The organism is Geodermatophilus sp. SYSU D01106, from assembly GCF_054049995.1.
The window spans coordinates 1-16,568 of the sequence record NZ_JBJGYM010000039.1 but is presented as its reverse complement, the minus strand read 5'-3'; the positions used below and the strand labels follow the sequence as shown (position 1 = coordinate 16,568).

The 16,568-nt window shown below is 76.3% G+C and carries 18 protein-coding genes; 3 read left to right on the top strand and 15 right to left on the bottom strand.

All coding sequences use genetic code 11. The features are described 5' to 3' along the window. Positions 1 to 135: 135 nt before the first annotated feature. From ACI78R_RS22895 to ACI78R_RS22870, 6 genes are all read right to left on the bottom strand, one after another. Positions 136 to 1,023, bottom strand: a complete 888-nt coding sequence (locus ACI78R_RS22895) for a diacylglycerol kinase family protein (RefSeq protein WP_457042401.1) — start codon at positions 1,021 to 1,023, stop codon at positions 136 to 138. A gap of 7 nt (positions 1,024 to 1,030) precedes the next feature. Further along, positions 1,031 to 1,957 carry a twin-arginine translocase subunit TatC gene (tatC, locus tag ACI78R_RS22890; protein WP_073419832.1) on the bottom strand — a complete coding sequence of 309 codons (927 nt, stop codon included), beginning with the start codon at positions 1,955 to 1,957 and terminating at the stop codon, positions 1,031 to 1,033. 20 nt (positions 1,958 to 1,977) lie between these two features. Then, on the bottom strand, positions 1,978 to 2,283 hold the full coding sequence (tatA, locus tag ACI78R_RS22885; protein ID WP_073419833.1) for a Sec-independent protein translocase subunit TatA: 306 nt from the start codon (positions 2,281 to 2,283) through the stop codon (positions 1,978 to 1,980). Positions 2,284 to 2,368: 85 nt separating this feature from the next. After that, positions 2,369 to 2,575 (bottom strand): hypothetical protein, encoded by a 207-nt coding sequence (locus ACI78R_RS22880; protein WP_073419834.1) that lies wholly within the window; start codon positions 2,573 to 2,575, stop codon positions 2,369 to 2,371. A 49-nt stretch (positions 2,576 to 2,624) separates the two neighbouring features. Then, positions 2,625 to 3,590, bottom strand: coding sequence for a helix-turn-helix transcriptional regulator (locus ACI78R_RS22875; RefSeq protein ID WP_175562824.1), 966 nt, complete (start codon positions 3,588 to 3,590; stop codon positions 2,625 to 2,627). Beyond that, positions 3,587 to 4,570 carry a helix-turn-helix transcriptional regulator gene (locus ACI78R_RS22870; protein WP_457042400.1) on the bottom strand — a complete coding sequence of 328 codons (984 nt, stop codon included), beginning with the start codon at positions 4,568 to 4,570 and terminating at the stop codon, positions 3,587 to 3,589. Before ACI78R_RS22870 ends, ACI78R_RS22875 begins: the two co-directional genes overlap by 4 nt. Positions 4,571 to 4,700: 130 nt before the next feature. Here ACI78R_RS22870 and ACI78R_RS22865 point away from each other — a divergent pair, with 130 nt between their 5' ends. Then, positions 4,701 to 5,753 (top strand): DUF3866 family protein, encoded by a 1,053-nt coding sequence (locus ACI78R_RS22865; protein ID WP_457042399.1) that lies wholly within the window; start codon positions 4,701 to 4,703, stop codon positions 5,751 to 5,753. A gap of 16 nt (positions 5,754 to 5,769) precedes the next feature. Here the strand turns inward: ACI78R_RS22865 and ACI78R_RS22860 are convergent, their stop codons facing one another. Both ACI78R_RS22860 and pafA read right to left on the bottom strand, forming a co-directional pair. Beyond that, the gene (locus ACI78R_RS22860) at positions 5,770 to 6,552 is read right to left on the bottom strand and encodes an SDR family oxidoreductase (RefSeq protein ID WP_457042398.1); all 783 of its coding nucleotides are present in this window, start codon (positions 6,550 to 6,552) and stop codon (positions 5,770 to 5,772) included. Continuing rightward, positions 6,549 to 7,907, bottom strand: a complete 1,359-nt coding sequence (pafA, locus tag ACI78R_RS22855) for a Pup--protein ligase (protein ID WP_073419838.1) — start codon at positions 7,905 to 7,907, stop codon at positions 6,549 to 6,551. Before pafA ends, ACI78R_RS22860 begins: the two co-directional genes overlap by 4 nt. A 93-nt stretch (positions 7,908 to 8,000) precedes the next feature. On the opposite strand from pafA, the gene ACI78R_RS22850 reads away from it, so the two are divergent. After that, positions 8,001 to 9,242 carry an FAD-binding domain-containing protein gene (locus ACI78R_RS22850; protein WP_457042397.1) on the top strand — a complete coding sequence of 414 codons (1,242 nt, stop codon included), beginning with the start codon at positions 8,001 to 8,003 and terminating at the stop codon, positions 9,240 to 9,242. 62 nt (positions 9,243 to 9,304) lie between these two features. On the opposite strand, the gene prcA is transcribed toward ACI78R_RS22850, so the two are convergent. Together prcA and prcB are read right to left on the bottom strand one after the other, a co-directional pair. Then, a complete protein-coding gene (gene prcA, locus ACI78R_RS22845) occupies positions 9,305 to 10,153 on the bottom strand; it encodes a proteasome subunit alpha (protein ID WP_245794597.1) in 849 nt (282 codons plus the stop codon). 10 nt (positions 10,154 to 10,163) lie between these two features. Then, positions 10,164 to 11,021, bottom strand: coding sequence for a proteasome subunit beta (gene prcB, locus ACI78R_RS22840; protein ID WP_073420666.1), 858 nt, complete (start codon positions 11,019 to 11,021; stop codon positions 10,164 to 10,166). A 180-nt stretch (positions 11,022 to 11,201) separates the two neighbouring features. On the opposite strand from prcB, the gene ACI78R_RS22835 reads away from it, so the two are divergent. Continuing rightward, positions 11,202 to 11,828 (top strand): hypothetical protein, encoded by a 627-nt coding sequence (locus tag ACI78R_RS22835; RefSeq protein WP_457042396.1) that lies wholly within the window; start codon positions 11,202 to 11,204, stop codon positions 11,826 to 11,828. A 32-nt stretch (positions 11,829 to 11,860) separates the two neighbouring features. Here ACI78R_RS22835 and ACI78R_RS22830 read toward each other — a convergent pair whose 3' ends face one another. The 5 genes from ACI78R_RS22830 to ACI78R_RS22810 all read right to left on the bottom strand — a co-directional run bounded on the left by ACI78R_RS22830 (position 11,861) and on the right by ACI78R_RS22810 (position 16,397). Further along, on the bottom strand, positions 11,861 to 12,637 hold the full coding sequence (locus ACI78R_RS22830) for an endonuclease VII domain-containing protein (protein ID WP_457042395.1): 777 nt from the start codon (positions 12,635 to 12,637) through the stop codon (positions 11,861 to 11,863). A gap of 21 nt (positions 12,638 to 12,658) precedes the next feature. Further along, positions 12,659 to 12,868, bottom strand: a complete 210-nt coding sequence (locus ACI78R_RS22825; RefSeq protein ID WP_073419843.1) for a ubiquitin-like protein Pup — start codon at positions 12,866 to 12,868, stop codon at positions 12,659 to 12,661. Between the two features lie 84 nt (positions 12,869 to 12,952). Next, entirely contained in the window at positions 12,953 to 13,936 is a 984-nt protein-coding gene (locus ACI78R_RS22820; RefSeq protein WP_457042394.1) for an acyl-CoA dehydrogenase family protein, read from the bottom strand. After that, positions 13,937 to 15,442 (bottom strand): depupylase/deamidase Dop, encoded by a 1,506-nt coding sequence (gene dop, locus ACI78R_RS22815; RefSeq protein WP_454556153.1) that lies wholly within the window; start codon positions 15,440 to 15,442, stop codon positions 13,937 to 13,939. Positions 15,443 to 15,506: 64 nt separating this feature from the next. Next, positions 15,507 to 16,397, bottom strand: a complete 891-nt coding sequence (locus tag ACI78R_RS22810) for a septum formation family protein (RefSeq protein WP_457042393.1) — start codon at positions 16,395 to 16,397, stop codon at positions 15,507 to 15,509. Between the last annotated feature and the right edge of the window lie 171 nt (positions 16,398 to 16,568).

Here is a 16,568-nt window from a genome sequence, read left to right as displayed (position 1 = left end):
GTCCGGTCTGTCGAGCTGTTACCGGGCCGCCCGCCCCCCCCCCCGCCCCCCCCCCCCCCCCCCCCCCCCCCCCCCCCCCCCCCCCCCCCCCCCCCCCCCCCCCCCCCCCCCCACGACCAGGCGGCCTGATCGTGCTCAGGTGCGGGCCGAGCCCACCACGCGCAGCGCGCCCGGCACCGCCTCGGCGACCACCGGCAGCGCGGCCACGGGCTCGCCGTCGGCGTAGGTGGTCAGCCCGGCGCCGGCGAGCTCCACCCGGGCGGCGCGGTGCACCGTGACGGCCGGGTGCGCCACGTGGGTGCCCTCGGTCAGCCGGGGCCGGGTGCGCACCAGCTCGCGGCGGCTCACCGGCCCGACGACGGTGACGTCGAGCAGGCCGTCGGCGGGGTCGGCGGCCGGGCAGACCCGCATGCCCCCGCCGTACCAGGGCGTGTTGCCGACGGCGACCAGCGTGACCGGCAGCGTCCGCGCCTCGCCGTCGAGGGTGAGCACCACCTCGCGGGGCCGCAGCCGGGCGAGCTCGGCGAGGATGGCGACGTCGTAGCGGCGCGGCCCCCGGGGCCAGCGCAGCCGGTTGGCCCGGTCGGTGACGGCGGAGTCGAAGCCGCAGCACAGCACGGTGGCCCACCAGCGCCCGGCGGTGCGGCCGGCGTCGACCGGGCGCAGCGCCCCCTCCCGCAGGTCGGCGGCGGCCGCGGTGGCGGCGGCGACCGGCTCGGGCGGCACGCCGAGGGCGAGGGCCAGGTCGTTGCCGGTGCCCGCCGGGACGACGGCCAGCGGGGTTCCGGTGCCCGCGACGGCCTGCAGGCCGGCGTGCGCGGCGCCGTCCCCGCCGACGGCCACCACCGCCCCGGTGCCGGCGGCGACGGCGCGCGCCGCGGCCCGCTCGGCGTCCGCCCGGGTCGGAGTGGCGAGCACCTGCGGGGTCAGCCCGCCGGCGCGCAGCGCGTCGAGGACGGCGGCCGCGGCGGTGCGGGCCCGCCCGCGGCCGGCGGCGGCGCTGACCAGGACGGCGACGTCCACCCCGGGCTCAGCCGCGGGTGGGCGCGCGGTCGCCGTCGAGCCGGGAGGGGGTGGTGTCGAGCGCCGAGGGACCGGCGTCCAGCGGCGACGCCTCGTCGTCGGAGAGCGCGTGGAAGTGCTCGGCGGCGTCGCGCCTGGCCCGTCGCTTGTCGACCACCCGGGCGATCTGGATGGCCAGCTCGAACAGCACGATCATGGGCCCGGCCATGAGCAGCATGGTGAACGGGTCCTGCGTCGGCGTGACGAACGCGGCGAAGACGATGGTGAGGAAGAAGATCCACCGCCGGCTGCGCCGCAGCACGTCGTAGGACAGCACCCCGACGGCGTTGAGCGCCACCGCCACCAGCGGCACCTCGAAGCTGACGCCGAAGGCCACCAGCAGCGAGAGCACGAAGCCGATGTAGTCCTGCGCGGTCAGCGCGATCACCACGCCGTCGCCGGCGAGGGACAGCAGCAGCTCCAGGCCCGCCGACAGGGAGACGTAGGCGAGCACCGCGCCGAGGGCGAACAGCGTCGTGGACACCAGCACGAACGTGATGCCGTAGCGCTTCTCGTTGCGTCGGAGCCCCGGGGTGATGAACGCCCACAGCTGGTACAGCCACACCGGCGCCGACAGCACGGCGCCGGCCAGCAGGCTCACCTTCAGGCGGATGAACACCCCGCCGAAGACGTCGGTGATGAGCAGACCGCAGCCGCCGTCGACGCTGCCGCCGTAGCGCAGCTCACCGGGCAGGCCGCAGTACGGTGCGCGGATGAAGTCCCCGAGGCCGTGCTCGTACCACCAGAACGCGACGGCGGAGGCCACCAGCAGCGCCAGCAGCGCCTTGGCGACGCGGTTGCGCAGCTCGGTGAGGTGGGCGACGAGGGTCATCGTCGCCTCGGCGTCCCGCGGCGGCCGGCGGCGGCGTCCCCTGCGTGCGACGGGTCCGGCCACGTCGCTGCTCCGGGAGGTGCTCAGCGGGGGTCGGCGACGCCGGGCCGGGCGGCGCGCGCCCGCAGCTCGGCGGCGCGGGCCTCGGCGGCGGCCGCCTCGGCCTCCAGCTGGGCCCGGCGGTCGCGGTCGGCGGCGTCGAGCGCGGCCGGGCCGGCGGCGGGGGCCGCTCCGGGGCCGCGGTCGTCGTCCTTCATGCCCTTCATCTCGCCCTTGAAGATGCGCAGCGAGCGGCCGAGCGAGCGCGAGGCGTCGGGCAGCTTCTTGTAGCCGAACAGCAGCAGGACGGCCAGGATGATCAGGCCGATCTCGAGCGGGCCGAGGTTCATGCGTCCTCCAGGTCGCGGGGGCGGGGCCGATGCTACGCCGGGGGGTGTTCGTCCCCCGGGCCCGCAGCGGACGTACCGGCGGCGTTCACCCGTCGTTGGAGCGGCGTTCCTCCGCGAGCGCGGCGGCCCGCGCGGCGGTGGCCTGCGCCTGCTCGAGGAAGGGCCGCACGTCGCGCTCGGCGGCCTCGAGCTCGCGGACCAGCCGCTGCCGGGCGCCCAGCAGGCCGGACACGACGGCGCCGAGCACGACCAGGGACAGCACGACGACGGCGATCCACACGACCCACAGCACGGGCAGACCCTATGCGCCGGGACCCGGGCGCCGCGGCTCAGGCGCCGGTTCAGGCGCCGTAGCGGGCCAGTGCCGCGCGGGCGTCGGCGGCCACTGCGTCGGCGAGCTCGGCCGGCTCGTCGACGGTCGCCGCCCCGCCGAGGGAGGCGACCAGCCGGCGCGCCCAGGCCGGGTCGCCGGTGCGCAGGGTCACCAGCAGCCCGCCGGAGGGCTCGTCGACCTCGCGGACGTCCTCGACCGGGTAGTACTCGGCCACCCAGCGGGCGGTGCGGGCCAACCGCAGCCGGACCACCGGCGAGCCGGGCGCCGGCTGGTAGAGGCCCTGGTCGAGGTCGCGCGGCGCGGCCTGCGGCGGCGGGGCGGCGGCCTCGTCGAGCACCTCGACGTCGTCGATGCGGTCCAGGCGGAACAGCCGGACGCCGGCCACCTCCCGCGACCACGCCTCCAGGTACCAGCGGCCGTCGACGAGCAGCAGCCGCATCGGGTCGACGGTGCGCTCGGTCCGCTCGTCGCGGGTGGGGACGTAGTAGTGCAGGTGCAGCGCCCGCCGGTCCTCGAGGGCCTGCCGGACGACGGCGAGGGCCTGCTCGCGGGCGTCGACGCTGACCGCCACCGGGGTGACCCGCTCGGCCGCGTGCCCGGCGGCCGCCGACACCTTGGCCAGCGCGCGGCTGACCGCCTCCTGCTCGGCGAGGCCCGGCAGGTCCAGCAGGGTGCGCAGCGCGACGACCAGCGCGACCGCCTCGTCGGTGGTCAGCCGCAGCGGGCGGACCATGCCGGCGGTGAAGGTGACCCGCACCCGGTCGCCCTCGAAGGACAGGTCGATGAGGTCGCCGGGCCCGTAGCCGGGCAGGCCGCACATCCACAGCAGCTCGAGGTCGCGGCGCAGCTGCCGCTCGGGGACGCCGAAGTCGCGCGCCACCTCCGGCAGCGGCACGCCGTCGGGGCGGGCGGTGAGGTACGGGACGAGCGACAGCAGCCGCGTCATCCGCTCGTTGGTGGCGGGCGTGGTCACGAGCGGGCTCCCATCGCGGCCAGCCGGCGCAGCCGCTCGACGACGGCGTCGCGCACGGACTGCGGCGATTCCACGAGCACGTCGGGGCCGAGCGCGGCGAGCTGGTCGGCCAGCCGGCCGGTGTCGGTGGTGCGCAGCTGCAGCCGGTCGTCCCCGTCGGGGCCGGCGCCGAGCGGGGTGGCCCAGCGGCGCAGGCCGACGGCGGTGCCCGGGCGGGCGCGCACCACGACGAGGTGCTCCTCTCCCCCACCGCCGGACTGGCGGGCGACGATCCCCGCGAGGTCGACGTCCGGCGGCGGCTCGAACGCGTTCTCCGGGCCGGTGGCCTTCGGGGTGCCGACCACCCGGGACAGCCGGAACACCCGCGGGGCCTGCCGGTCGAGGTCGAGGCCGACGAGGTACCAGCGGCCGTGCCAGGCGACGACGCCCCACGGCTGCACCCGGCGCCGGGCGGGGGTGTCCTCGTCGGGGCGGCGGTAGCCGAAGATGAGCACCCGCCGGTCGCGGGCCGCCGCGTAGCAGGGCTCGAACGCCGGCTCGTCGGAGTCCAGCCGCGGCTGCACCGGCAGCGTGCGGCCGGGGTCGACGTCGACGCCCGCAGCGCGCAGCTTCACCAGCGCGCTCTGCGCGGCCCCGGCCAGCTGCGCGGACTCCCACAGCCGCAGCGCCAGGCCCACCGCGGCGGCCTCCTCGCCGGTGAGCGTGATCTCGGGCAGCTCGTAGTCGGCGCGGGCGATGCGGTAGCCGTCCTCGGTGTCGAAGACGCTGGTGCGGCCGGTCTCCAGCGGCACGCCCATCTCGCGCAGCTCGGCCTTGTCGCGCTCGAACATCCGCTTGAACGCCTCGTCGGCGCGGGCGGTGCCGTCGTCGGGCTCGTAGCCGGGCACGGTGGCGCGGATGCGGGCCGCCGTCACGTACTGGCGGGTGCCCAGCAGCGCGATGACCAGGTTGACCAGTCGTTCCGCCCGCTTCGCCGACACGCCGCACAGGCTAGCCAGCCCGGGCCCGCGGCACCCCGTCCGGGCCGCGGACCCCCGGGTCCCTGGCTAGCCTCGCCCTGTGGGGGAGCAACGGACGACGCAGCAACGCATCCGCTGGCGACGCGGGCGGGTGACCGCGACGGGGCGCAGCTGGCGGGACGCCCTGGAGCTCACCGTCGACGTGCCCGGCGACGGCGAGGTGCGCTCGCTGGCCCACCCGTCGCTGGTCGGCGTGCCCGAGGTCGGCGACGACGTCCTGCTCAACACCACCGCGTGGGCGCAGCGGCTGGGCACCGGCGGTTACGCGCTCGTCGTCGCCGTCCCCGACCGGCTGCCGCCGGACCCCACCGGCCCGGGGCACCTGGTCAAGGCGCGGTACACGCCGCTGCAGGTGAGCGTGCAGGGCGTCGACGAGCAGGACACCGAGCACCACGCCGCGATCGCCGAGGCCGAGGACCTCGGCGGCATGCCGGTCGTCGTCGCCGACCTGCACTCGGCCCTTCCGGCGGCGCTGATCGGGGTGTTCGCCACCGACCCCGACCTCAAGGTCGCCTACGTCATGACCGACGGCGGCGCGCTGGTGGCCGGCTTCTCGCGGACGCTGCACACCCTGGCGCCGTCGCTGACCGGCGTGGTCACCGTGGGGCAGGCGTTCGGCGGGGACCTGGAGGCGGTCACGCTGCACACCGGGCTGCTCGCGGCGAAGCACGTGCTCGGCGCCGACGTCGCCGTCGTCACCCAGGGCCCCGGCAACCTCGGCACCGGCACCCCGTGGGGCTTCTCCGGGGTGGCCGCCGGGGAGGCGTGCAACGCCGTCAGCGTGCTGGGCGGCGAGCCGATCGGGGCGCTGCGGATCTCCGACGCCGACCCGCGCCCCCGCCACCGCGGGGTCTCCCACCACTCGCTGACCGCCTTCGGCCGGGTGGCGCTGGCCGGGGTGACCCTGGTGGCGCCGCGCGGGCTGGGCTCGGAGCTCGGGCAGCAGGTCGAGGAGGACCTGGCCGGGCAGCCCGAGCGCAACCGGGTGGTGTGGGTCGACGTCGACGGCCTCGACGAGGCGCTGCAGCTCTCGCCGGTGACGCTGTCGACGATGGGCCGCGGCTGGCCCGAGGAGCGGGCCTACTTCCTGGCCGCCGCGGCCGCCGGCCGCTACGCCGCCCTGCGGGTGCCCCTCCCCGACTGACCACCCCGGGCCGGGATCAGCGGCGGAAGCCGCCCTCGGCGTCGATGGTGGCGCCGGTGACCGACCGGGCGTCGGGCCCGGTCAGCCAGGCGACGACGGCGGCCGCCTCCTCCGGGGTGTTCCACCGGCCGCGGGGCATCGCGGCGGCCACCTGCTCGTCGACGGCCGGGCCGGCCCATCCGGTGTCGGTGGGGCCGGGGTTCACGCAGTTGACGGTGATCCCCCGGCCGGCGACGGCGTCGGCGAGGGTGGCGGTGACCTGCTGGACGGCGCCCTTGCTCAGCGCGTAGGGGATCTCGCCGGGCATGGGGCCGCGGTGCTGGCCGGAGGTGAACAGCACGACCGAGCCGGGGCCGGCCGCGGGCTCGTACTGGGCGGCGAAGGCCTGGGTGAGCAGCACCGCCGCCCGGGCGTTGACGGCGAAGGAGCGGTCGAGCTCGTCGGCGGTGACCTCCTCAAGGCGGCCGAGGGCGCTGCGGGCGTGGTTGACCACCAGCGTCGTCAGCGGGCCCGCCGCCGCCCGGGCCGCGGCCACCAGGGCGGCCGGTGCATCCGGGTCCCCGAGGTCGGCGGGCAGGTGCGGCGGGGACCCCAGGGCCGCCACGACGGCGTCGACGTCGTCGGCACCCCACGGCTGCCCGGCGTCGTGCGGCGACCAGGAGTGCACGACCACCCGGTCGCCGCGGTCGAGCAGCCGGCGGGCGACCGCGTACCCGATGCCGGCCCGCCGGCTGACGCCGGTGACCAGCGCCGTCCCCGCCGGGGTCACATCGAGGCGGGTCACATCGAGGCGGGTCACATGGAGGCGATGAGCTTCTCGACGCGCTCGTCGACGCTCTTGAACGGGTCCTTGCACAGCACGGTGCGCTGCGCCTGGTCGTTGAGCTTGAGGTGCACCCAGTCCACGGTGAAGTCGCGCCGCTTCTCCTGGGCCTTGCGGATGAACTCCCCGCGCAGCTTGGCGCGGGTGGTCTGCGGCGGCACGTTCTTGGCCTCGAACACCCGCGGCTCGTGGGCCACCCGCTGCACCTGCCCGCGGCGCTCCAGCAGGTAGTACAGGCCCCGCTTGCGGGAGATGTCGTGGTAGGCGAGGTCCATCTGGGCGATCCGCGGGCTGGACATCGTCAGGTCGTGCTTGGCCCGGTAGCGCTCCAGCAGGTTGAGCTTGGTGGCCCAGTCGATCTCGCGGTCGATCAGCGAGAGGTCCTCGGTGTCGACGGCCTTGAGCACCCGCCCCCACAGCTCGAGCATCTGCCGGTGCACCGGGCCGAAGCCCTCCCGGTCGACGAACTCCGCGGCGCGGGAGTGGTACTCGGCCTGGATCTCCAGCGCGCTCATCTCCCGGCCGCTGGCCAGGCGCACCTTGCGGCGGCCGGTGATGTCGTGGCTGATCTCCCGGATCGCGCGGATCGGGTTCTCCAGCGCCATGTCCCGGATCGGCACGCCGGCCTCGATCATCCGCAGCACCAGGTCGGTGATGGTGACCTTGAGCAGCGTCGTCGTCTCGTTCATGTTCGAGTCGCCGACGATCACGTGCAGCCGCCGGTAGCGCTCGGCGTCGGCGTGCGGCTCGTCGCGGGTGTTGATGATCGGCCGGGAGCGGGTGGTGGCGCTGGAGACGCCCTCCCAGATGTGCTCGGCGCGCTGGCTGACGCAGTAGATCGCCCCGCGCGGGGTCTGCAGCACCTTCCCGGCGCCGACCACCAGCTGGCGGCTGACCAGGAACGGGATCAGCACGTCGGCCAGCCGGGAGAACTCCCCGTGCCGGCCCACCAGGTAGTTCTCGTGGCAGCCGTAGCTGTTGCCCGCCGAGTCGGTGTTGTTCTTGAACAGGTAGATGTCGCCGGTGACGCCCTCCTCGGCCAGCCGCTGCTCGGCGTCGACCAGCAGGCCCTCGAGGATCCGCTCCCCGGCCTTGTCGTGCACGACCAGCTCGGTCAGGTCGTCGCACTCGGCGGTGGCGTACTCCGGGTGGCTGCCGACGTCGAGGTAGAGCCGCGACCCGTTGCGCAGGAACACGTTGGAGCTGCGCCCCCAGGACACCACCCGGCGGAACAGGTAGCGGGCGACCTCGTCCGGGGACAGCCGGCGCTGCCCGCGGAAGGTGCACGTGACGCCGTACTCGGTCTCGATCCCGAAGATCCGTCGGTCCACGGACCGAGCCTAGGCGCCGGATGCGACTCCGGCCGGTTCCCGGCGGCCCGCGCCGACGCGCGTGCTGTCGTCCCCCGCCCGCACAGTGGGGAGGTGCCCCTCCTGCCCCCGCTGCCCTCCCCCGCCGACGGCGCCACACCGGCCGACGCCGCCTCCTGGGTGGCCGCCCACCTGGGCGACCTGACGCTGGAGGGCCCGGACGGCGTCGCGCCCGGGGTGGCCCGCGGTGGCCAGTCCGCGGCCGACGCGGCGCTCGCCGGGCTGGACGTCACCGGCTACGCGCGCGACCGCAGCACCGTGCTGCCGGTCGACCGGCGCGGCGCCACCCGGGTCTCGCCCTACGTGCGACACGGCCTGCTCCCGCTGCCGCGCCTGTGGGACGCCGTCGCGGGCGCCCCGTCCCGCGACCGGGGCCGCTACCGCGACGAGCTGCTCTGGCAGGAGTACGCGCGGCACCTCTACGCCCGGGTGGGCCGCGGGATCCGGCGGCCGCTGCGGTTCGACCAGCCCCGCGCGGAGCCCTGGGACGGCGAGCCGTGGCCGCGGCGGATGAACTGCATGGACACCGTCGTGACGGAGCTGCACCGCGACGGGTGGCTGGTGAACCAGACCCGCATGTGGCTGGCCTCGCAGTGGGCGGTGCGCGCGGGGGCCGACTGGCGCGACGGCGAGGCCGAGACCTACCGGCACCTGCTCGACGGGTCGCGGGCGGCCAACGGGCTCGGCTGGCAGTGGACGGTGGGCACCGGCAGCGGCAAGCCGTACGGGTTCAGCCGCTGGCAGGTGGAGAAGCGGGCGCCGGAGCTGTGCGCCGGCTGCGCCCTGCGCCGCGCCTGCCCGGTGCAGCAGTGGCCGGAGGCGTCGTCCGGCCCGCGGGTGGGCGGCCCCGACCTGGGTCGGGGCCCGGTGCCGGCCGGCCCGGCGGAGCCCGAGGGAGCGGGTGGGGGCGAGCTCGTGTGGCTGACCGCGGAGTCCCTCGGCTCGGCCGACCCGGCGCTGGCCGCCGATCCGGACCGCCCGGCGGTGTTCGTCTTCGACGAGCCGCTGCTGGCCCGGCTGCGGCTGTCGGGCAAGCGGCTGGTGTTCCTCGCCGAGACGCTCGGGGAGCTCGCGGCCACCCGGCCGCTGGAGGTGCGCCGCGGCGTGGTGCCCGCTGAGCTGGCCGACTTCCGGCTGGCCGCGACGTGGACGCCGGTCCCCGGCTGGCGCCAGCGGGCCGCGCGGCTCGACGTCGTCGAGCGGCACCCGTGGCCCTGGCTCGTGCGGCCCGGCACCACGTCGGTGCGCTCGTTCAGCTCCTGGCGGCGGGACGCCGGCCGGGCGGTGCCGGGCTAGGCGCCCGGCACCGCGCGCGGCCAGCTCGTGCCGTCGCCTCGTGCCGTCAGCTCTCGCCGGCGTCAGCTCTCGCCGGCGTCCGCGGGCCCGTCGACGGCGCCGCCGGCGGTGTCCGGCGCGGCCGGGTCGCCCAGGCCCGCCGGGGTGCCCGGCTGCGGGGCGCTCGGCGCGTGCGCGTGGGTGGCGGCCTCCGGGGCGGGCCCGCCGCCGTCGCCGAGCAGGCTGCCCAGCGCCGCGCCGACCACCCGGCGGAAGGCCCGCTTGGGGCGCCGCCGGTCGAGCACGGCGACCTCCAGCTGCGCGGCCGGCAGCAGCCCGTCGCCGCTCCCGTTGCCCGGCATGGCCGGGCTGGACGCCGACAGGGCCCGCACGCCGACCATGAGCGCCTCGGACAGCGGCAGGCCGGCGCGGAAGTCCTCCCGCAGCCGGGCGGTGACCGCCTCGGCCTGCCCGCCCATGACGACGAAGTCCGGCTCGTCGACGACCGAGCCGTCGAAGGTCAGCCGGTAGAGCTGGTCGGACTCGCTGCTGTCGCCCACCTCGGCCACGCACAGCTCGACCTCGTAGGGCTTCATCTGCTCGGTGAAGATCGCGCCGAGGGTCTGCGCGTAGGCGTTGGCGATGACCCGGCCGGTGACGTCGCGGCGGTTGTAGGAGTAGCCGCGGACGTCGGCCAGGCGCACTCCGGCCACCCGCAGGCTCTCGAACTCGCTGTACCGGCCGACGGCGGCGAAGCCGATGCGGTCGTAGATCTCGCCGACCTTGTGCAGCGTGGAGCTGGGGTTCTCGGCGATGAACAGGACGCCGTCGGCGTAGGTGAGGACGGCGACGCTGCGGCCGCGGGAGATGCCCTTGCGGGCGTACTCCGAGCGGTCGCGCATGACCTGCTCGGCCGAGGCGTAGTAGGGCATGGTCACGGCGTCAGAACCCCCGGTCGACGTTCTCGCGGTCGGCGGCGGCGCGCTCGCCGACGATGGTGTCGGCGATCCCGGCCACCTCGGCGTCGGTCAGGCGCACCGCGCCCTCCGCGTCCACGCGGTAGACGATCGGGTACAGCCGCCGCACCGGGTCGGGGCCGCCGGTGGCGGAGTCGTCGTCGGCGGCGTCGTAGAGCGCCTCGACGACGGTGCGGGTGGCGGCGTCGCCGTCGAGGCCCGACCGCCAGGTCTTCTTCAGCGAGTTCTTGGCGAACAGCGAGCCCGAGCCGACGGCGGCGTAGCCGCGCTCCTCGTAGTTCCCGCCGGTGACGTCGTAGCTGAAGATCCGGCCCGGGGTGGTGCCGGCGGCGGCGTCGAGGTCGAAGCCCGCGAACAGCGGGACGACGGCGAGGCCCTGCAGGGCGGCGCCGAGGTTGCCGCGGATCATCTGCGCGAGGCGGTTGGCCTTGCCGTCGAGGCTGAGGGTGAGGCCCTCGATCTTCTCGTAGTGCTCGAGCTCGACCTGGTAGAGCTTGACCATCTCGATGGCGATGCCGGCCGCGCCCGCGATGCCGATGACCGACCAGGTGTCGGCCGGGTACACCTTCTCGATGTCGCGGCTGGAGATCAGGTTGCCCATGGTGGCGCGGCGGTCGCCGCCCATGAGGACGCCGCCGGCGTAGGTGACGGCGACGATCGTGGTGCCGTGCGGGGTGAGGTCGCCGGCGTTCACCGACGGCACCTGGCGCCTGCTGGGCAGCAGGTCGGGCGCCGCCGTGGCGAGGAAGTCGGTGAACGAGGAGCCCACGCGGTCCAGGTAGGCGGGCGGGAAGCCGCTCCGGCCGGTGTGCGACTGGGTCAACCCGTCCACCCTCTCCGCGCCCCTCAGGGGTGCTCATCGACGTGCCGCGGGCGACCCGCGGCAGCTCGCCGTCGACCCTACCGGCGGGGCCGGTCCCCCACCCGGGGCGCCGGGAGGCCTGGTGGGCGGGGCCGGTCGTGGCTAGCGTGCGCCGGCCGCGACCGACCGGAGGGGGACCCCGTGACCGACCGACTCCACCCGGGCGGGGTGCCGCGCGTGCCCGCCGGCCGGCGGCGGCTGGCCACCGCGGGCGCGGGGCTGCTGCTGGTGGCGGTGTGCGGGCTGGCCGCGGCCTGGGGCCGGGCGACCCTGGACACCGACGGCGTGGCGGTCGCCGCGACCGTCTCCGCGGTGCTGCTCGTGGTCGCGCTGCGGCTCTGGAGCCGGGTGCGGCGCGAGGTGGTGACCCGGCCCGTGCTGGAGGGGACGGTGCTGACCGGGCGGACGCCGCTCGGGCGGCACGGCGTGGACCTCACCCGGGTGCACGCCGCGGCCGTGTCCTGGGACGCCGAGTCGCGCCGCGTCGTGGCCCTGGGGCTGGCCGACGACGGCGGGTGCGCGGTGGTGCCGTGGGCGCAGCTGCAGGCGATGCCCGACCTGGCGGAGGTGCGCCGGCTGCTGGCGCTGCGCCAGGAGCAGCGGGCACTCGTGCTGCCGGCGCCGGTCTGCGCGGCCTGGGACCTCCCCGCCCTGCCCGGCGCCGACGCGACGGGGCCACTCCCCCGCGACCGCGTCGAGCGGGTGCTGGCGGGCCTCACGCACGCGGGCTCGGCCGCCGCGGTGGCGGCGGGCATCCTGCTGGCCTGACCGGCTGCCGGGGAGCCGGCGCGGTGGCGGGCTCAGCGGCCGGGCGCTCCTGACCAACCGAACAGCGCCGCCGCCCGGGCACGCACGATCTCGCGCCTCTCGTGGACGGGGCAGCCGGCGCTCCTGCGCCGGACCGCAGGCGCCGCTGTGTCCGGGGACCGTCGCCGCGGTGCCCGCCCACGGGCAGCCCGGTCGGGGAGCCGCCCGTCCTGCCCGTCGCGATGGCGCTCGACGTACCGGGCCGCGGCCCGGAGCACCACCGGGTCGTCCCGGAACTGCCCGAGGCCCCCGTTGCAGTTGAAGCACAGCAGCTGACGCACGCGGCCGGTCTCGTGGTCGTGGTCGACGTGCGCCGCGGGTGCAGACAGGCAGACGGCGCACACACCACCCTGCGCCGCCAGCATCGCGTCGGCCTCCTCGGCCGTGATCCCGTAGCGCCGCTTGAGGTGGTAGGTCCGGGACCCGCCGACCTTGTCCAGCGACGCCCGCCCGCGCGCGTTGTGGCAGGGCCGGCAATAGGTGTAACGCCCGCTCTTGGTGGCTGCCGTCCGGGGAAACTCGTTGACGGGCTTGACCGTGTCGCAGTCGGGACACCACTTGTGCCCGTCCGGGACGTGACGGTCGAGAGCGAAACGACGCCTGGGCGGCCCCTGACGACGTTCCTTCGAGGCGCGCAGACGGCGCCGGGCGTGATCCCGGCAGTAGAACGCGAGACCATCGCGTCGGCGCCTGTCCCGGGTGAAGTCCTCTACCGGGCGGTACTCACCGCAGTCCGGACAGAATTTCTGCGAGCCATTTTTGTCGGCCATTCTAATGGCTCGACGGAATGGTCACTCGCCCCCTTTTTGTACATATGAGCGAACAAATTCTTCTGCATTTTCCTCGAGGACGTCGTCGATCTCGTCGAGGATGGCGTCGACGTCCTCGGACATCTCCTTGTGGCGCTCGGCGACCTCGGTGTCGGCCGAGGCCTCGACCTCGTCGGTCTCCTCGCGCGAGCGCGTGGCGCGCTGCTGCCCGCCGGTGTCCCTGGTGGCCATGTGCCCTCCCCTGGTGCGCGCCGAGTGCGTGCTGCTGCCGAAACTACCCGCAGGTACCGACATGCGGGCGGCGGAACGCGGGCCTCACCCGGGCGCGCTCAACCGGTCCAGCAGGTGCGCGCGGATGGCCGGCCGCGAGCCGAAGACGAGCAGGAACACCGCCTCGCGCGCCGTCCGCTCGGCCACGCTGCCGGCCCGGGCCGCGGCGCTCCCGGAGGTCACCACCAGCGCGCCGGCCGCCCGGTGGGCCAGCGCCGCCGCCTCTGCCCGCGCGGCGGGCAGGTCCTCCGGCCCGGCCGCGTCCAGCCGCGCCCGCGCCGCCACCAGCGCGGCGTCCAGCGGCGAGGGCCCCACCAGCGCCGCGCACCGCCGGACCAGGCCCAGCGCCAGCGAGCCGTTGACCCGCAGCCCGGCCGCGTCGCCCGCCCGGACCTGCGCCAGCGGCGTCGTGCCCAGCAGCCGGCCGGCCGGCACGCGGTGCCCGCGCAGGCGCAGCTCCACCGTGGCGCTCGCCTGCACGGCCACCAGCGGCTGCGGCACCGCCTCCAGTGTCGCGCCCTCCACCGCGTCGGCGAGCACGAACGCGACGTCCTCGCCGTCGCGAGCGGCCACCACCAGCACGTCGACCAGGCCCCACCCGGTCACCCACGGCACGGTGCCGTCGAGCACCAGCTCCCCACCGTCCCGCCGCAGCGTCACCGGCTCGGCGTCCGGCCGGGTCGCGGCCTGCAGCGCGATGCCCGCCCGCACCCGCCCGGCGCACAGGTCCGCCAGCAGCCCCGGATGCGCCCCGGACGCGGCCAGCCGCCCGACGACGCCGTGGTGCTGCAGGTACACGAACGCCGTCGCGAGGTCGCCGGCGGCCAGCTCCTCCACCACCGCCGCCAGCGTCGCGCCGTCGCCGTCCAGCCCCCCGGCGGACGCCGGCCCGACCACGCCGTACAGCCCGGCCGCGGCCAGCGCGTCGAGGTGCGTGCGCGGCAGCACGCCGGTGGCGTCGACCCCGGCGGCCGCGGGCGCCAGCACGCCGGCCGCCAGCTCCCGGGCGGCCTCCACCGGCGCGGGCACTCAGCCCCCGGTGATCGTGTCGACCAGCTCCTGCGCGCTCGACGTCGACTCGAACAGCAGCCCGACGTGGTCGCGGGTGCCCTTGAGCGGCTCCATCGTGGGGATCCGCACCAGGTTCTCCCGGCCCAGGTCGAACACCACCGAGTCCCAGGACGCGGCCGCCACCTGCGCCGGGAAGCGCCGCAGGCACTCGCCGCGGAAGAACGCCCGGGTGTCGCTCGGCGGCGTCACCATCGCCCGCGTCACCTCGTCGTCGGTGAGCAGCCGCTGCATCGACCCGCGGGCCACCAGCCGGTGGTACAGCCCCTTGTCCGGGCGCACGTCGGAGTACTGCAGGTCGACCAGGTGCAGCCGCGAGTCGCCCCAGCCCAGCCCGTCGCGGGACCGGTAGCCCTCCAGCAGGCGCAGCTTGGCCGGCCAGTCGAGGCGGTCGGCCAGGCGCATCGGGTCGACGGCGAGGTCGTCGAGCACCTCCGCCCAGCGGCGCAGCACGTCGGCGGTCTGCTCGTCGGCGCCGCCGGAGCGCTCGACGAAGGCCACCGCCTGGTCGAGGTAGGCGCGCTGCACGTCGACGGCGGTCATGCGGCGGCCGTCGCGCAGCCGCACCAGGTGGGTGAGCGAGGGGTCGTGGCTGACCGCCTGCAGCGCCGCCACCGGCTCCTCGATCGACAGGTCCTCGGTGAGGGCCCGCGCCTCGATCATGTCGAGCACGAGCGCCGTCGTCCCGACCTTCAGGTAGGTGGACAGCTCGGCGAGGTTGGCGTCGCCGATGATCACGTGCAGCCGGCGGTACTCGTCGGGGTTGGCGTGCGGCTCGTCGCGGGTGTTGATGATCGGCCGCTTGAGCGTGGTCTCCAGGCCCACCTCGACCTCGAAGAAGTCGGCGCGCTGGGAGATCTGGAAGCCCTGCGTGCGGCCCTCGGTGCCGATGCCGACGCGGCCGGCGCCGGCGAACACCTGCCGGGTGACGAAGAACGGGACGAGGCCGCGGATGATCTCGATGAACGGCGTCCGCCGGTCCATCAGGTAGTTCTCGTGCGCGCCGTAGCTGGCGCCCTTGCCGTCGGTGTTGTTCTTGTACAGCTGGATCGGCTGGGTACCGGGGATGCGGGCGGCCCGCCGGGCGGCCTCGGCCATCACCCGCTCGCCGGCCTTGTCCCACAGCACGATGTCGCGCGGGTTGGTGACCTCCGGCGTCGAGTACTCCGGGTGGGCGTGGTCCACGTAGAGCCGGGCGCCGTTGGTGAGGATGACGTTGGCCATCCCCGAGTCCTCGTCGAGGTCGTTGTGGTCGAGCGCCTGCGCCGGGGAGAGGTCGAAGCCGCGGGCGTCGCGCAGCGGGGACTCCTCCTCGAAGTCCCACCGTGGACGGCGGCGGGTCGGCGCGTCGGCCACCGCCCAGGCGTTCACCACCTGGCTGGAGAGGGTGGTCGGGTTGGCCGTGGGCTGCCCGGGGACCGAGATGCCGTACTCGACCTCGGTCCCCATCACCCGCCTGACGCTCATGCGACCGAGACTAGGCCCCGCCGCGGACGGGCTCCCCGGACCGCCGGGAGGGCGCGCGGGCGGGTCAGCCGCGGACCGTCGTGGTCGTCCGGCCACCTCCGGCGGGCACGAGCACGCACCGCCCGTAGGAGTAGTCCGGCCACTCCTCGGCGGTGTCCACCCACACGTCGACGACGTAGCCGTTGGGCACCTCGCCGCCGCCGTAGTCCTCGGCGACGTTCACGCACGAGCCGACCACCGACCGGCGGGTCGGCTCGTCGGGATAGGGCCCACCCTCGGGCAGGGCGGCCACCTCGGTGCCCACCGGCTCGGCCTCGTGCGGCTCCGAGCAGGGCGCGACGCCGTAGTCGGCGGGCGACCCGACGAAGCAGGTGCGGTGCCGCGCCGGGTCGGACCCGGCCAGCGCGCCGGCGAGGATCCCGGGCGCGGGCTCGGGCACCAGGTAGCCGTAGAAGACGTCGCAGCGGATCCACCGGGCGCCCGCAGCCCACTGCTCCGCCGTGGGCAGGTAGGCGGCGTACCAGGCGTAGGGGTCGTCGAGGGAGTCGCCGCCGAGGTACTCGCGGACGACGTCGAGGTCGCACAGGTCGGCCAGCGCCCGGCTGATCCGGCTGTCGGGGTCGTCGAGGTCGGCCTGGGCGGGGTGCGGCGCGTCGTCGGCGAGGCCGCTGTCGCCCACCACCGCGGTCTCGGCGTTGTGGTCACCGGAGCACTCGACCGGCGGCGGCGGGTCGAGCGGGGCGCTCTGCTGCCCGTCGGCGATCGTCGAGCAGGTGCCCACCACCGGCGCCTCGGCGGGGTCGAGGGTGCCCTCGGCGGGCGGCACGGTGGGCTTGGCGACCTCGAGGCCGGCGTAGAACGCCTCGCCGTCGACGGTGCTGCTGCACCCGGCGAGCGCGAGCGCGGCCACCAGGGCGACCGGCACCCAGGAGCCGGCGCGGTGCCCGGTGCGCATGAGCCCGCCCTCCCGTCCGGCGGCCCCGTCCGGGGCGCGTCCGGGCACAGGGTAGAGGCCCGCGGGTCCCGGGGGGGGGGGGGGGGGGGGGGGGGGGGGGGGGGGGGGGGGGGGGGGGGGGGGGGGGGGGGGGGGGGGGGGGGGGGGGGGGGGGGGGGGGGGGGGGGGGGG